Origin of the sequence: Microvirga sp. VF16 (assembly GCF_016864375.1) — a bacterium.
In the GTDB taxonomy this organism is placed as follows: Bacteria; Pseudomonadota; Alphaproteobacteria; order Rhizobiales; family Beijerinckiaceae; genus Microvirga.
In genome coordinates this window covers 4,662,274-4,675,544 of sequence record NZ_CP069354.1, presented here as the reverse complement: position 1 = coordinate 4,675,544, position 13,271 = coordinate 4,662,274, and the positions used below count along the sequence as shown (strand labels likewise).

General features: G+C 62.7%; 14 protein-coding genes and 1 tRNA gene. 12 read left to right on the top strand and 3 right to left on the bottom strand.

Going from position 1 to position 13,271, the window contains the following annotated elements; all coding sequences use genetic code 11:
* Genes pstC through phoB form a run of 5 tightly spaced genes read left to right on the top strand, consistent with a single transcriptional unit; the run spans position 1 to position 4,161 of the window.
* The gene (gene pstC, locus JO965_RS21935; RefSeq protein ID WP_203441093.1) at positions 1 to 975 is read left to right on the top strand and encodes a phosphate ABC transporter permease subunit PstC; all 975 of its coding nucleotides are present in this window, start codon (positions 1 to 3) and stop codon (positions 973 to 975) included.
* Between the two features lie 10 nt (positions 976 to 985).
* The gene (pstA, locus tag JO965_RS21930; RefSeq protein WP_203441092.1) at positions 986 to 1,888 is read left to right on the top strand and encodes a phosphate ABC transporter permease PstA; all 903 of its coding nucleotides are present in this window, start codon (positions 986 to 988) and stop codon (positions 1,886 to 1,888) included.
* On the top strand, positions 1,885 to 2,703 hold the full coding sequence (gene pstB, locus JO965_RS21925) for a phosphate ABC transporter ATP-binding protein PstB (RefSeq protein ID WP_203441091.1): 819 nt from the start codon (positions 1,885 to 1,887) through the stop codon (positions 2,701 to 2,703). The genes pstA and pstB overlap by 4 nt, the downstream gene beginning before the upstream one ends.
* Positions 2,704 to 2,728: 25 nt before the next feature.
* On the top strand, positions 2,729 to 3,442 hold the full coding sequence (gene phoU, locus JO965_RS21920) for a phosphate signaling complex protein PhoU (protein WP_203441090.1): 714 nt from the start codon (positions 2,729 to 2,731) through the stop codon (positions 3,440 to 3,442).
* A gap of 2 nt (positions 3,443 to 3,444) precedes the next feature.
* Positions 3,445 to 4,161, top strand: coding sequence for a phosphate regulon transcriptional regulator PhoB (gene phoB / locus JO965_RS21915; RefSeq protein WP_203441089.1), 717 nt, complete (start codon positions 3,445 to 3,447; stop codon positions 4,159 to 4,161).
* 75 nt (positions 4,162 to 4,236) lie between these two features.
* On the opposite strand, the gene JO965_RS21910 is transcribed toward phoB, so the two are convergent.
* Positions 4,237 to 4,773 carry a GcrA family cell cycle regulator gene (locus JO965_RS21910; protein ID WP_203441088.1) on the bottom strand — a complete coding sequence of 179 codons (537 nt, stop codon included), beginning with the start codon at positions 4,771 to 4,773 and terminating at the stop codon, positions 4,237 to 4,239.
* Positions 4,774 to 5,146: 373 nt separating this feature from the next.
* Between JO965_RS21910 and JO965_RS21905 the strand changes: the two genes are divergently transcribed.
* The 3 genes from JO965_RS21905 to JO965_RS21895 are packed head-to-tail and all read left to right on the top strand — an operon-like array spanning position 5,147 to position 8,264.
* A complete protein-coding gene (locus tag JO965_RS21905; RefSeq protein WP_203441087.1) occupies positions 5,147 to 6,355 on the top strand; it encodes an aspartate aminotransferase family protein in 1,209 nt (402 codons plus the stop codon).
* The gene (gene argF / locus JO965_RS21900; protein ID WP_203441086.1) at positions 6,352 to 7,278 is read left to right on the top strand and encodes an ornithine carbamoyltransferase; all 927 of its coding nucleotides are present in this window, start codon (positions 6,352 to 6,354) and stop codon (positions 7,276 to 7,278) included. Before JO965_RS21905 ends, argF begins: the two co-directional genes overlap by 4 nt.
* Positions 7,275 to 8,264 (top strand): Hsp33 family molecular chaperone, encoded by a 990-nt coding sequence (locus JO965_RS21895; RefSeq protein ID WP_203441085.1) that lies wholly within the window; start codon positions 7,275 to 7,277, stop codon positions 8,262 to 8,264. The genes argF and JO965_RS21895 overlap by 4 nt, the downstream gene beginning before the upstream one ends.
* Before the next feature lie 135 nt (positions 8,265 to 8,399).
* Here JO965_RS21895 and argE read toward each other — a convergent pair whose 3' ends face one another.
* Positions 8,400 to 9,572, bottom strand: a complete 1,173-nt coding sequence (argE, locus tag JO965_RS21890) for an acetylornithine deacetylase (protein ID WP_203441084.1) — start codon at positions 9,570 to 9,572, stop codon at positions 8,400 to 8,402.
* Positions 9,573 to 9,580: 8 nt separating this feature from the next.
* Positions 9,581 to 9,973: a Co2+/Mg2+ efflux protein ApaG gene (apaG, locus tag JO965_RS21885; protein WP_203441083.1), complete on the bottom strand. Its 393-nt coding sequence runs from the start codon at positions 9,971 to 9,973 to the stop codon at positions 9,581 to 9,583.
* 203 nt (positions 9,974 to 10,176) lie between these two features.
* Here apaG and JO965_RS21880 point away from each other — a divergent pair, with 203 nt between their 5' ends.
* The 4 genes from JO965_RS21880 (at position 10,177) to JO965_RS21865 (ending at position 13,264) form a co-directional block, all read left to right on the top strand.
* Positions 10,177 to 11,268: a 2'-deoxycytidine 5'-triphosphate deaminase gene (locus tag JO965_RS21880; protein WP_203441082.1), complete on the top strand. Its 1,092-nt coding sequence runs from the start codon at positions 10,177 to 10,179 to the stop codon at positions 11,266 to 11,268.
* Positions 11,269 to 11,332: 64 nt separating this feature from the next.
* Positions 11,333 to 11,407 (top strand) — tRNA-Gly (locus tag JO965_RS21875).
* Between the two features lie 394 nt (positions 11,408 to 11,801).
* The gene (locus JO965_RS21870; protein WP_203441081.1) at positions 11,802 to 12,299 is read left to right on the top strand and encodes a GNAT family N-acetyltransferase; all 498 of its coding nucleotides are present in this window, start codon (positions 11,802 to 11,804) and stop codon (positions 12,297 to 12,299) included.
* Between the two features lie 98 nt (positions 12,300 to 12,397).
* Entirely contained in the window at positions 12,398 to 13,264 is an 867-nt protein-coding gene (locus JO965_RS21865; protein WP_203441080.1) for a polysaccharide deacetylase, read from the top strand.
* The last annotated feature ends 7 nt before the right edge of the window (positions 13,265 to 13,271 follow it).

Sequence of the window (13,271 nt, the reverse complement as noted above, 5' to 3'; positions counted from 1 at the left end):
ATGGTAGCTCTCTCGCAAGAACGTCTCGTGACGAGCGCGGATGCTTCCGCTCGCCGATCCTCCCAACCGAGCTTCGACCGGCTCTTTCGTCTGGCGAGCCTTGGATCGGCCCTCTTGGTGCTGATCGTGCTCGCGGGCATTCTCGGTTCGATGATTTACGGCGGCCTGCCCGCCTTCCGCGAGTTCGGCTTCGGCTTCATCACCTCGAGCGTGTGGAACGTCAACGAGGATCAGTACGGCGCCTGGGTCGCCATCGTCGGCACCCTGTCGACGGCCTTGATCGCCCTCGTGATCGGCGTGCCTCTCTCCCTCGGGATCGCGATCTTCCTCACGCAGCTCTGCCCACCCTGGCTCAAGCGCCCCGTGGCGACCACCATCGAGCTGCTCGCTGCCGTGCCCAGCATCATCTACGGCATGTGGGGCCTCTTCGTCTTCGCGCCGCTCTTCGCGAATTACGTGCAGATCCCGGTCTCGAACATCGTCGAGGGCATGCCCATCGTCGGCACCATTCTTTATGCCCGCACGCCCTCCGGCGTCGGCATCCTGACGGCCGGCATCATCCTCGCGATCATGATCATTCCCTTCATCGCGTCGATCGCGCGCGATATTCTCGACCAGATCCCATCGGTGCTGCGCGAGAGCGCCTACGGCATCGGCTGCACCACCTGGGAAGTGGTGCGCAACGTGCTCCTGCCGCAGGCCGGCGTCAGCATCATCGGCGCCATCATGCTCGGCCTCGGCCGTGCCCTGGGCGAAACGATGGCGGTCACCTTCGTGGTCGGCAACGCGAACCGCCTGTCCGGCTCGATCTTCGATCCGGGCTCCACCATCGCCTCGCGCATCGCCAATGAATTCAACGAGGCGATCGGCCTGCAGCTCAATGCGCTGATGGCTCTCGGCTGTATCCTGTTCCTGGTCACGTTCGCCGTGCTCGTGCTCGCCCGGTTCCTCGTGTCGCGCGTGAAGGTGGGTTAGGGAGGTGACCATGGATACCGCACTGCAAACGCGCGTTGCGCCGGCAACCACGGCTCCCGCTCCCTGGGGGCGAGTGCGCCGCAGCCGCCATGTGGCCAATCAGGCTCTCAAGATCGTCTGCACCCTGTTCACGATCCTCGGCGCCACAGTGCTCGGCTGGATCCTGCTCATGCTGCTCTACGAGGGCATCGGCGGTCTCTCGCCGGCGGTCTTCACCGAGACGACGCCAGGACCCGGAAGCCAGGGTGGCGGCATTGCCAATGCTCTAGTCGGCAGTCTCATTCTCACTTTCCTCGGCATCGTCGCTGCGACGCCCATCGGCGTTCTGGCCGGTACCTATCTCGCGGAATACGGCAAGGGCTCCAAGCTCGCCGAGATCATTCGCTTCGTGAACGACATTCTGCTCGCGGCGCCCAGCATTCTCATTGGCCTCTTCGTCTACATGCTGATGGTGCAGCCCATGGGCGGTTATTCCGGCTGGGCAGGCGGCGTAGCGCTGGCGATCATCGCCGTGCCCGTCATCGTGCGCACCACCGAGGACATGTTGCGGCTCGTGCCGGGCTCGCTGCGCGAGGCTGGAGCCGCGCTCGGCGCGCCCATGTCGACGGTGATCATCAAGATCAGCTGGAAGGCGGCCCGTGCCGGCATGGTCACCGGCGTGCTGCTCGCCACCGCCCGCATCGCCGGCGAGACGGCGCCGCTGCTCTTCACAGCCCTCAACAACAATTTCTGGTTCAACCCGACTCTGATGGGCGGTGTGTCGAACCTGCCGGTCATGATCTTCCAGTTCGCCCTGTCGCCTTATGAGAACTGGCGCGAGCTTGCCTGGGCCGGTGCCCTCATCATCACCATGTCGATCCTGGCGCTGTCGGTCGTCGCGCGCCTGCTCCTGAGGAAGGATAAAGCCCGATGAGCACGATTGCCCTCAACACGAGCAGCGCCATCGGAAACGCGGCCGCTGCGGATACCGGCGCGCCGGTACGCATCGCCGTCAAAGACCTCAATTTCTATTACGGCGACTTCCGCAGTCTGAAAGATATCTCGCTCGATTTCTACGACCGGCAGGTCACGGCTCTCATCGGTCCCTCCGGCTGCGGGAAGTCGACGCTGCTGCGCACCTTCAACCGCATCTACAGCCTGTATCCGGAACAGCGCGCCGACGGTCAGATCCTGCTCGACGGCCAGAATGTGCTTTCGCCTTCGATCGACGTGAACGAGCTTCGCGCCCGTGTCGGCATGGTGTTCCAGAAGCCGACGCCGTTCCCCATGTCGATCTACGACAACATCGCGTTTGGCATCCGCCTTTACGAAAAGCTGCCGAAATCCGAGCTCGACGGGCGCGTCGAGGAGGCTCTGCGCAAGGCAGCCCTGTGGGACGAGGTGAAGGACAAGCTGCGCCAGTCCGGTATGGGCCTGTCGGGCGGTCAGCAGCAGCGCCTGTGCATCGCACGCACCATCGCGCAGCGTCCGGAGGTAATCCTGCTCGACGAGCCAACCTCGGCGCTCGATCCGATCTCCACCGGCAAGATCGAGGAGCTGATCGAGCAGCTCCGCTCCGAGTTCACCATCGTGATCGTCACGCACAACATGCAGCAGGCGGCGCGCATCTCGCAATTCACGGCCTTCATGTATCTCGGCGAGCTCGTGGAGTTCGGGCCCACGACCAAGATGTTCATGAACCCGACCAAGAAACAAACCCAGGATTATATCACGGGCCGCTTCGGCTGATCGAAGCGGTTCACGGAGGACCTTCATGTCAGAGCATATCGTCAGCTCCTACGACACCGACCTCCAGGGGCTCAGGCAGCGTATCGCCGAGATGGGCGGCATTGCCGAAAAGATGCTGGTGGATTCCGTTGACGCACTGGCTCGCCACGACAAGCCCCTGGCCCAAACGGTGATCGCATCGGACCCTCGCCTCGATGTTCTTCATCGCGAGGTCGAGGAAAGCGCCATTCTCACCATCGCCCGGCGTCAGCCCCTCGCGGTCGATCTGCGCGAGACCATCTCCGCCATCCGCATCGCGGGCGACGTGGAGCGGATCGGCGATCTGGCCAAGAACATCGCCAAGCGCGCGGTTGCCATTGGGGACGATTTCCAGCCGCACAAGATCGTCGTTGGGCTCCGGCATATGAACGATCTGGTGCTCGGACAGCTCAAGGACGTGCTCGATGCCTATGCGCAGAAGGACACGGCGAAGGCTCTCGATGTCTGGAAGCGGGACGGCGCCATTGATGCGCTCTACACCTCCCTGTTCCGGGAACTTCTCACCTACATGATGGAAGATCCGCGCAACATCTCGTTCTGCACGCATCTTCTGTTCTGCGCCAAGAACATCGAGCGCATCGGCGATCACACCACCAACATTGCCGAGACGGTCCATTACCTTGTCACGGCTGAGACGCTGGCTATCGACCGGCCCAAGAATGACCGCTCCATCGATGCCACGGTTGGAACCGGAGCCTGACCATGGGACCTCGCGTTCTGATCGTCGAGGACGAAGAGCCCCTGATGCTGCTCCTGCGCTACAACCTCGAGGCCGAAGGCTACGAGGTGGACAGCGTATCGCGCGGTGACGAGGCGGAAATCCGGTTGCGCGAGCAGGTGCCCGACATCGTGCTGCTCGACTGGATGCTGCCGGGCCTCTCCGGGATCGAGCTGTGCCGGCGCATCCGCGCGCGGACGGAAACCGAGCGTCTGCCGATCATCATGCTCACGGCGCGCGGGGAGGAGGGCGACCGTATCCGCGGCCTCTCCACCGGCGCGGACGATTATATCGTCAAGCCGTTCTCGGTGCCGGAACTGCTCGCCCGCGTGCGTGCGCTCCTGCGCCGGGCGAAGCCGACGCATATCGCGACGCTTCTCAGGGCCGGCGATATTGAACTCGATCGCGAGACGCACCGGGTGCGTCGCGCCGGTCAGGAGCTGCATCTGGGTCCGACCGAGTTCCGCCTGCTGGAGTTCCTGATGCAGAGCCCTGGCCGCGTCTTTTCCCGCGAGCACCTGCTCAATGCCGTCTGGGGTCATGACGTCTATATCGACGAGCGCACCGTGGACGTGCATGTAGGCCGCCTGCGCAAGGCGATTGGCCTGCCGCGCCGGCCCGATCCCATCCGCACCGTGCGCGGCGCCGGCTACTCCTTCGACGAGACCTTCGCTCGCGAAGAGCAGGCTGTGAGCGCCTGAAACTCTAGAAGACATACAAACAAAAAGGCCGCTCTGAAGACGATCAGAGCGGCCTTTTTATTGGAAAGCTTTGCTTTAAGCGCGGGCGAGCTTGCGCTCACGCTTGCGGTCGGCCACAGGCTGGTAGGCGATGCGGGCGTGATGGGTGCAATAGGGCAGGCCCGTGATCGAGCGGGCGCCGCAGAAGCGGAACTCCGGCTTCGTCGGGTCGCCCATGGGCCAGCGGCACATGGACTCGCGCAGATCCATAATGGTCACGCGCTCGGACATGGGAACGGTGATGTCGTCCTCGGCGAAGACCGCAGGCTCGTCGGCCACGGCCTGCAGCGGGATCGGGGCCATCACCACGTTGTTGTTGTGCGGCTGGGGCGCAATCGGAGCTGGCGCGCTGGGAGCGCGGGTCGCCTTGCGCGGGCGGGCAGCGGCCGAAGCGGCAGGCTTCGCATCCTTGGCGCGGCCGGACAGGCCGAGGCGGTGAACCTTGCCGATCACCGCGTTGCGGGTGACGTTGCCAAGCTCGGCGGCGATCTGGCTCGCGCTCAAACCATCGGTCCAGAGCTTCTTGAGAAGCTCGACCCGCTCGTCCGTCCAAGTTCCGCCCGCATCCATCATTTTTAAACTTGCCTCCATCGTGACCGGCTTCAAGCTCAGAATCCCGTATGCCTCGCGGACAGGGTTTTGATGTCCGACCGCGTTGCTTGGGTCGCTCCTGAGGGTGAATGCCGTGGCACGAATGCCGTACTCGACTATCCTTGAACGTTACAGGATGGGTGGACTCCGGCGCAAGAGTCCCCGGACAGGCCCTGTCGTTTTCCCCAAGGAACTCACCCGAGCAAAAATTCCTTGTGATGAGTGACTTCATTTCTCTTGAATTGACAGGGTCTCGCACCTCGTTAGAATCCCCAGCCGTGCCGCCCCCGCTGGGGCGGCGCTTTCTTTTTCGGGCCCGGGTGCGACCTTGGGCCTCTCTAGGCGGAGACAACCTGTGACATCGCCATTGCTGCCGACTTTTGCCCGCGCCGAGCTTTCCTTCGAAAAGGGAGAGGGCCCCTGGCTCTACGGCCGAGATGGCGAGCGATATCTGGATTTCGGCGCCGGCATCGCCGTGAATGCCTTGGGTCATGCGCATCCTCATCTGGTGAAGGCTCTGACCGAGCAGGCCGCCAAGATCTGGCATAGTTCCAATCTGTTCCAGATCCCGGAAGGTGAGCGCCTTGCCCAGCGGCTCGTCGACAACACCTTCGCGGATTACGTGTTCTTCGCCAATTCCGGCGCAGAGGCGAACGAGGCCGCGATCAAGATGACGCGCCGCTATCATTATGTGAACGGCAACCCTGAGCGCTTCCACATTGTTACCTTCGAGGGCGCCTTCCATGGTCGCACGCTTGGCACCATCGCGGCCGGCGGTCAGGCCAAGTATCTGGAAGGCTTCGGCCCCAAGGTGCAGGGCTTCGATCAGGTTCCCGCCGAGGATCTGGAGGCCTTGAAGGCCGTCATCGGCCCGCACACCGCGGCCCTGATGATCGAGCCGATCCAGGGTGAAGGCGGTGTCAGGAACGTGTCGAACGCCTTCCTGCGCGAACTGCGTGCCCTGTGCGACAGCCAAGGCCTGCTTCTGATCTTCGACGAGATCCAGACCGGGGTCGGCCGCACCGGCAAGCTCTTCGCCTATGAATGGAGTGGCGTGACGCCTGACATCATGACGGTCGCCAAGGGCATCGGCGGCGGCTTCCCACTGGGGGCGTGCCTTGCCACGGCAGAGGCCGGCAAGGGCTTGACGCTCGGCACTCACGGCACGACCTTCGGCGGCAACCCGCTCGCCATGGCGGTCGGCAATGCCGTGCTCGACGTGATCCTGGAGCCGGGCTTCCTAGAGAGCGTTGAGCGTAAGGGCCTGCTGCTCAAGCAGCGCCTCGCCGAGCTGAAGGACCGTCATCCCAGCGTCATCGCCGAGGTGAGAGGGCAGGGGCTCATCGTGGGCCTGCGCACGGTCGTGCCCAACACGGATTTCGTCAAAGCCGCCCGCGATCAGAAGCTCATCGTGATCGGGGCTGGCGACAATGTCGTTCGACTTCTGCCGCCGCTGATCATCACGGAGGCCGATCTCGCAGAAGCCATCGATCGTCTGGATGCCGCCTGCGCGGCTATCGAAGCTGAGCAGAAAACCGCCGCTCAGCCGGGAGCAGTTCAATGAAGACCCGCCATTTCCTCGATCTCAGCGATTTTTCCGGTGCGGAGATCCGGCACCTCCTGAATGTCGGCCTGGAGATCAAGTCCAAGCGCCGTCGCGGTGAGAAGGCCAAGGACCGCCCGCTTGAGAGCAAGGTCCTGGCAATGGTGTTCGACAAGCCCTCCACCCGCACCCGCGTCTCCTTCGATGTCGGCATGCGCGAGCTTGGCGGCGAGACGCTGATGCTCACGGGCAAGGAGATGCAGCTCGGCCGCGGCGAGAGCATCGCCGATACGGCGCGCGTCCTCTCGCGCTACGTTGATGCCATCATGATCCGCACCCTCGATCATGCCATGGTGACGGAATTGGCCCAGTACGCCTCGATCCCCGTGATCAACGGCCTGACCAAGGTGACGCATCCGTGCCAGATCATGGCTGATATCATGACCTTCGAGGAGCATCGCGGCTCCATCGAAGGCCGGACGATTGCCTGGACGGGCGATGCCAACAACGTGCTCGCCTCGTGGATCCATGCGGCCGCGCGTCTCAATTTCACGCTGAACATCGCGTCTCCGCCGGAACTTGCCCCGCGCCCGGAGCTTTTGTCCTGGGCGAAAAAGGAAGGGGCTCGGATCAGCGTGACCACCGATGCCTTCGAGGCCGCCGAGGGAGCCCATGCGATCGTCACCGATTGCTGGGTATCCATGGGCGACGACGACGAGTTCCGCCGCCAGAACCTGCTGAAGCCCTATCAGGTCAATGGCAGGCTCATGGGCGTGGCCGACAAGGATGCGATCTTCATGCATTGCCTTCCCGCTCATCGCGGCGAGGAGGTAACGGATGAGGTCATGGACGGATCGCAATCGGTGGTCTTCGACGAGGCCGAGAACCGGCTTCACGCACAAAAGGGCATCTTGGCGTGGTGCCTCGGAGCAGCAAACGCATGAGTTCAGCTTCGCTTGAAGGAATCGATGACGTCGTTCTGCCTTTCGCGGTCGAGCCTCTCGACGTGCGCGGGCGTGTGGTGCGCCTCGGAGCCTCCATCGACACCATTATCTCCCGTCACGGCTATCCAGACATCGTTGCGCGCGTCATCGGCGAGGCGGCAGCCTTGACGGCCATGCTCGGCGCGTCCCTCAAGCTCGAGGGACGCTTCCAGCTACAAACCAAGACCGACGGCATCATCGACATGGTGGTGGTCGACTTCAATGCACCGGACCGCCTGCGCGCGACTGCCCGCTTCGACAAGGACAGGCTCGAGGCGCTCGGGCAGAATTCGCCGGGAACAGGCGAACTCTTAGGGTCCGGCTACCTCGCCATGACCATCGATCAGGGTTCCGAGCGCAGCCGCTATCAGGGCGTCGTCGCGCTCGATGGCCAGGGCTTCGAAGAGGCCGCTCATCAGTATTTCCGCCAGTCCGAGCAGATCCCGACGCAGGTGCGCCTGGCCGTGGCCGAGCAGTTCGAGGACGGCCGCCACACCTATCGCGCCGGCGGCCTGATGATCCAGTTCCTGCCTTCCTCGTCGGAGCGGCTGCGGCAGGCCGATCTGCATCCGGGCGACATCCCGGAGGGGCATCCCTCGAACGATCTGTCATCGCCGTCGGAGGACGATGCCTGGCTCGAGGCCAAATCCCTGGTCGGCACGGTCGAGGATCATGAACTGGTCGATCCGACCGTCTCCAGCGAGACGCTTCTTTATCGCCTGTTCCACGAGCGCGGCGTGCGCGTCTTCGAAGGCCAGCACGTGCATGAGGAATGCACATGCTCGCATGAGCGCATCATGGGCATGATGCGCCGCTTCTCAGTCGAGGATCGCCGCGACATGGTCGGCGACAACGGACGCATCGGCATCACCTGCGAGTTCTGCTCGCGCTTCTACGATCTCGATCCGGCGGAAGTCGAGGCCGAGATCGCGAAGTCGGAAGCTTAGTCCGCAATCTGCCGCAACTGTCTCATCTCACCTTCGTCATGGCCGGGCTTGTCCCGGCCATCCGCGTCTTCGAGGCACAGTGCTGACAAGACCTGGATACCCGCAACAAGTGCGGGCATGACGGTGTGCTGATTGTCACGAATTCGCGCAGGTCGCTGCGAGCCTGCGCATGAACGCCAGACCTGCCTCGAACTGCTCCAGCGTAATGTATTCATCAGGCTGATGTGCCTGATTGATCGAGCCGGGGCCACAGACGATTGTGGGAATGCCAGCGGCCTGATAATGGCCCGCCTCCGTGCCATAGGGCACCGTCTGCGTGTGGTTCTTGCCCGCCAAGCGCAGAGCCAGGACTTCCGCCTCCGAACCGGGATCCGGCGCAAGGCCTGGCACGTCTGCGTGAAGAGCGGTTTCGATCCGCCCGAACTCGCCGAAGCGGTTGAGGCGCTTCAGGGCAACCTCCTCGACAAACTTGTTGAACCGGTTGGGAATTTCCTGCGGATCGAGGCTCGGCAGGCCGCGGAATTCCCAATGGAAGGTGCAGCTCTTCGAGAGGATATTGCGCGCCGTGCCGCCCGAGATCGTGCCCACATGCACCGTCGTGTAGGGGGGATCGAAGCGCCCGCTGGTGTCGCCGCGCTCCATCATCTCGTCGGCGATGCGGTTCAGTTCCGCAATCAGTTCGGCCGCTGTCATCACGGCGCTGGCGCCGAGATAGGGCTTCGACGAATGCGCCTCGAAACCATGCACCGTGGTAGAGAAGGTCACGACACTTTTGTGCGCATCCACCACCTCCAGCATCGTCGGCTCGCCAACGATGACGGCTTTCGGCAAGGGCAGGTCATGTCCGAGGCGACGGATGGTGTCGACGACGCCGAAGCATGTCGTCTCCTCGTCGTAGGAGAGCATGATGTGGATCGGCGTCGTGAGGTTGGCTGCCTGGAATTCGGGCACCATGGCGAGCGCCAGCGCATCGAAGGCCTTCATGTCCACCGCGCCGCGCCCATAGGCTCGTCCATTCTCCACGCGAAGGGTGAAGGGATCGGACGTCCAGGCCTGCCCCGTCACCGGCACCACATCCGTATGGCCGGAGAGCACGATCCCGCCCTGGTCCTGCGGACCGATCGTGGCATAGATTGCCGCCTTGTCGCCCGTCTCGTTCGGCACGCGCACATAAGGCACGTTCCAGCTCTGCAGATAGTTTTCGACGAACTCGATCAAGGGCAGGTTGGACTTCGAACTCACGGTGTCGAAGGACACAAGCTTCGCCAGCATTTCGAGCGGCGTCAGCCGCTGACCGTTAGGGGACATCAAAAACCTCAGTGCAGCACGCGCTTGGTGCGGGGAATGTCGAGAGAGAAGGCGGGAATTTCGGCGTCGAAAGTTTCGCCGCTGGCGGTCTCCATCAGATAGGTGCCCTGCATGGTGCCGCTCGGCGTCGGCAGAGGACAGCCGCTCGTATAGCTGAAGCTCTCGCCAGGGCCCAGCACCGGCTCCTCTCCGACCACGCCGGCGCCGCGCACCTCCTGCACATGGCCATGCTCGTCGGTGATCTGCCAGTGACGCGCGCGGAGCTGAACCCGTTCCAGGCTCGTGTTGATGATCTCGACCGTATAGGCAAAGAAATAGCGCCCTTGCTCGGGAGAGGATTCTTCCGGCATGTAACGGGGTGTCACTGTCACGCTGATGCCGCGGGTCACAGCTTGATACATGAGCCTGTCTCACGCCGGTCGAAGAGTTTATGGACCGTGGTACGGCGACCTTCGAGCCTCGTCAATCGAAGGGGAGGGGTTTAGACCGGTGCGTCAGAACATCCCCCAAGGCTTAAGGAAAGCGATTGAGAATTCCGTAACAACCCTTACAGATACTGCCGGGCTCAACAAATCAATGAGGGCAGGTCCCTCGGAAGACAGACATGGTTGCGTTGAAGGATGGAATCCAATCGGCTGATGCCATCATGCGCCTTGCGGAAACAGGCGTCATCAAACCGGAGACGCCCTTCGCGTCCGACCAGGTCCAGCCGGCAAGCCTCGATCTGAGGCTGGGCCGCCGCGCCTACCGGGTTCGCGCGAGCTTCCTGCCGGGCCGCAATCACACGGTTCGGGATCGCCTCGACCAGTTGAGCTTCCACGAAATCGACCTGAGCAAAGGCGCCATCCTGGAAACGGGCAGCGTCTATATCGCCGAACTGCAGGAAGAGCTGGCCCTGCCGGAGGATCTGTCCGCGGCCGCCAATCCCAAAAGCTCCACCGGCCGCATCGACGTGTTCACCCGGGTCATCACCGATCGCAGCCAGGAATTCGACACCATCGGCGCCGGCTATCGCGGCCGCCTCTATGCCGAGATCTCCCCGCGCACTTTCCCGGTGCTGGTCAGGACCGGAACGCGCCTGTCGCAGCTGCGCCTGCGCAAGGGCGATGTGCGCCTGAGCGATGCCGAGCTCCAGGCCGTTCATGAGAAGGAGCGGGTCGTGACCTCGGCCGAGCCATCCATTCAGGACGGTGTCGCTGTCAGCGTGGATCTCTCAGGGTTCGGCTCCGATAACCTCATCGGTTATCGCGCCAAGCGCCATACGGGCCTCGTCGACGTGGACAAGCCCGGCTCCTGCCGCGTCGCGGATTTCTGGGAGCCGCTCTATGCCGATGCGAGCCGGACCCTGATCCTGGATCCCGGCCAGTTCTACATCCTCGCCTCCAAGGAGGCAGTGCATGTGCCGCCGGATTACGCCGCCGAGATGGTGCCCTTCGACCCCCTCGTGGGCGAGTTCCGGGTCCACTATGCCGGCTTCTTCGATCCGGGCTTCGGCCACGCGGAGGCAGGAGGGGAGGGGGCCCGCGCAGTGCTCGAGGTCCGCTCCCGCGACGTCCCCTTCATCCTGGAGGACGGGCAGATCGTGGGACGACTCGTCTACGAGCGCATGGCCGAGCGGCCCAAGGTGCTTTATGGCTCAGGCGCAGGGTCGAATTATCAGGCGCAAGGCCTGAAGCTCTCGAAACACTTCCGGTAACTCTCTTGGCAATTCCGCTGCCCCCTTGCCGGATCGCGGCAAGGCCGGATATGAATAAAGGAACGCGGGTGTAGTTCAGAGGTAGAACGTCAGCTTCCCAAGCTGAATGTCGTGGGTTCGATTCCCATCGCCCGCTCCATCCAATCCTTTGGCAGATAAGACTTTTCGACGCTCTGCCGCTGATCTTGCGTTCCCCATCAGGCCCCTCAAGGGCCGTTCAGGCTCCGTTCTTCGCGTTGCGGAGCCCGATTCGATGCTCGGCTGCCTTCCGCGATCTCCCAACAGCACCCCTCTCCTGCAAGCGCGGTGGATACACAGGCCGCGGATTAGTACCAAGGCGGCATGCAACGGCAGAAATCTCTGCTTTTGTCTTTGCGTCCCAGCTTCGTGGATCGAGTTACCTCCAGTCACTGTCTGAGATGGGTAGACGGGCGGACGTTCACTGCGTTGCGCTTAAGGAACGCCTTTGATCCTTTGCAGTCCTTCAGGTGACTGACTAAGCATGGCTTCGATTCCTCAATGGAGGCTGAGCCATGGCTGACGATATCCGGATTGCGAACCTTGAAGACGCCGCTGCTGTGGCGCAGTTGGTGCGGGCAATGGATCGTCATTATCGTCCGGGCGAGGATCTCCGGCCTGAGGCTGATTATCGCCGGATCATGGAAGAAACGATCGCCAATGATGAAGGCACTCGATTTGTGCTCGCGCGGGATGCAGGGGGGTGGGATGTTGGTCTTGCCTGTGTGGCAATCATGCGGCCTGGTCGAGACTTACGGGGGTTGTTGTATCTGAAGGACCTCTATGTGGTCGAGGCCGCCCGGGGACTGGGCATCGGCACCCGCATCATCCAATTTCTTGCCGCCTTTGCGATCGAGAACGGGATCGGGCGGATAGATTTTACGACGGATCGCGACAATGCTTCGGCGCAGAGGCTCTATGGCGCATTGGGCGGTGTCGTGAAGGAGAAGGTGTACTACACACTTCCGACGGAGGTGCTGGGCGCTCTCGCGGCCGGATGGTCGGAGACCTGAAAGCGGCCTATTCCGTTCGCGACTGGCAGAGCGGAAAACTATTCAATTGCCAAATGTCCTCAGGTTGTCAGCATCAAGGTCCTTGAAAAGAGAATGCCATGGCGACCGACCACACTCCACGTCCCGCGAATTTGGCTCCTCCTGCCCCTGACTTCCCATGGCCGGATGGCAAGAAATGCGCCTTGTTCCCGGGCTTCGACGTCGATGCCGAATCCGTCTGGCTCGGCATGGATCGCCGCAACGTCGACCGCCTCGTCACCATGTCCTATGGGGGGTACGAGGCCCGAGTTGGTATTCCGAAACTCCTCGAGCTGCTAGCCCGTTACGAGGTCAAGGCGACTTTCTTCATCACAGGATGGACCGTAGAGGCGCATCCGGCCGCCTGCGAGTCCATCCTCAAAGCAGGCCACGAGATCGGTCATCACGGCTACTGGCATCTGCGGCCGGAACCCGGTGATCTCGCCACCATGGTAGAGGAGGTGGATCGCGGCTTTGACGCCATCAAGCGCGTTCTCGGGGTGATGCCGATCGGCTATCGTGCCCCATCGGGTGAAAGTTTCACCGAGCTCCTCGCTCTGCTGCGAGACCGCGGCATCCGCTACTCCAGCTCATGGCGCGACGATATCCGGCCGTATCGGCATGTCCTGCCGGATGGACCGGGGCCCTTGGAAATCCCGGTCAATTACAGCTTCGACGATTGGAATTTCGGCATCACGCACCGCATGAGCTCTCGCGCTCTGTTCGGTCGCGAGGAAGTGCTGTCCATCTGGCGCGACGAGTTCGACCAGACGCGGGAGTGGGGCGGCGTCGCAACGATGATCATGCATCCACAGGTCTCCCGACGCCCGATGCGCTACCGTATTCTCGAAGAGTTCCTGCAATATGTCCGGCGTTACGACGACGTATGGTGGACGACGGGGCGCGAGATCACGGAACATTTCGAGGCGTGCGAACGCGCGGCGTAATAAGCCT

Excerpts from the sequence above, each read along its gene's own strand:
- pstC (WP_203441093.1), top strand. The coding sequence starts at position 1 with ATGGTAGCTCTCTCGCAAGAACGTCTCGTGACGAGCGCGGATGCTTCC.
- pstA (WP_203441092.1), top strand. The coding sequence starts at position 986 with ATGGATACCGCACTGCAAACGCGCGTTGCGCCGGCAACCACGGCTCCC.
- pstB (WP_203441091.1), top strand. The coding sequence starts at position 1,885 with ATGAGCACGATTGCCCTCAACACGAGCAGCGCCATCGGAAACGCGGCC.
- phoU (WP_203441090.1), top strand. The coding sequence starts at position 2,729 with ATGTCAGAGCATATCGTCAGCTCCTACGACACCGACCTCCAGGGGCTC.
- phoB (WP_203441089.1), top strand. The coding sequence starts at position 3,445 with ATGGGACCTCGCGTTCTGATCGTCGAGGACGAAGAGCCCCTGATGCTG.
- JO965_RS21910 (WP_203441088.1), bottom strand. The coding sequence starts at position 4,773 with ATGATGGATGCGGGCGGAACTTGGACGGACGAGCGGGTCGAGCTTCTC.
- argF (WP_203441086.1), top strand. The coding sequence starts at position 6,352 with ATGAAGACCCGCCATTTCCTCGATCTCAGCGATTTTTCCGGTGCGGAG.
- JO965_RS21895 (WP_203441085.1), top strand. The coding sequence starts at position 7,275 with ATGAGTTCAGCTTCGCTTGAAGGAATCGATGACGTCGTTCTGCCTTTC.
- argE (WP_203441084.1), bottom strand. The coding sequence starts at position 9,572 with ATGTCCCCTAACGGTCAGCGGCTGACGCCGCTCGAAATGCTGGCGAAG.
- apaG (WP_203441083.1), bottom strand. The coding sequence starts at position 9,973 with ATGTATCAAGCTGTGACCCGCGGCATCAGCGTGACAGTGACACCCCGT.
- JO965_RS21880 (WP_203441082.1), top strand. The coding sequence starts at position 10,177 with ATGGTTGCGTTGAAGGATGGAATCCAATCGGCTGATGCCATCATGCGC.
- JO965_RS21870 (WP_203441081.1), top strand. The coding sequence starts at position 11,802 with ATGGCTGACGATATCCGGATTGCGAACCTTGAAGACGCCGCTGCTGTG.
- JO965_RS21865 (WP_203441080.1), top strand. The coding sequence starts at position 12,398 with ATGGCGACCGACCACACTCCACGTCCCGCGAATTTGGCTCCTCCTGCC.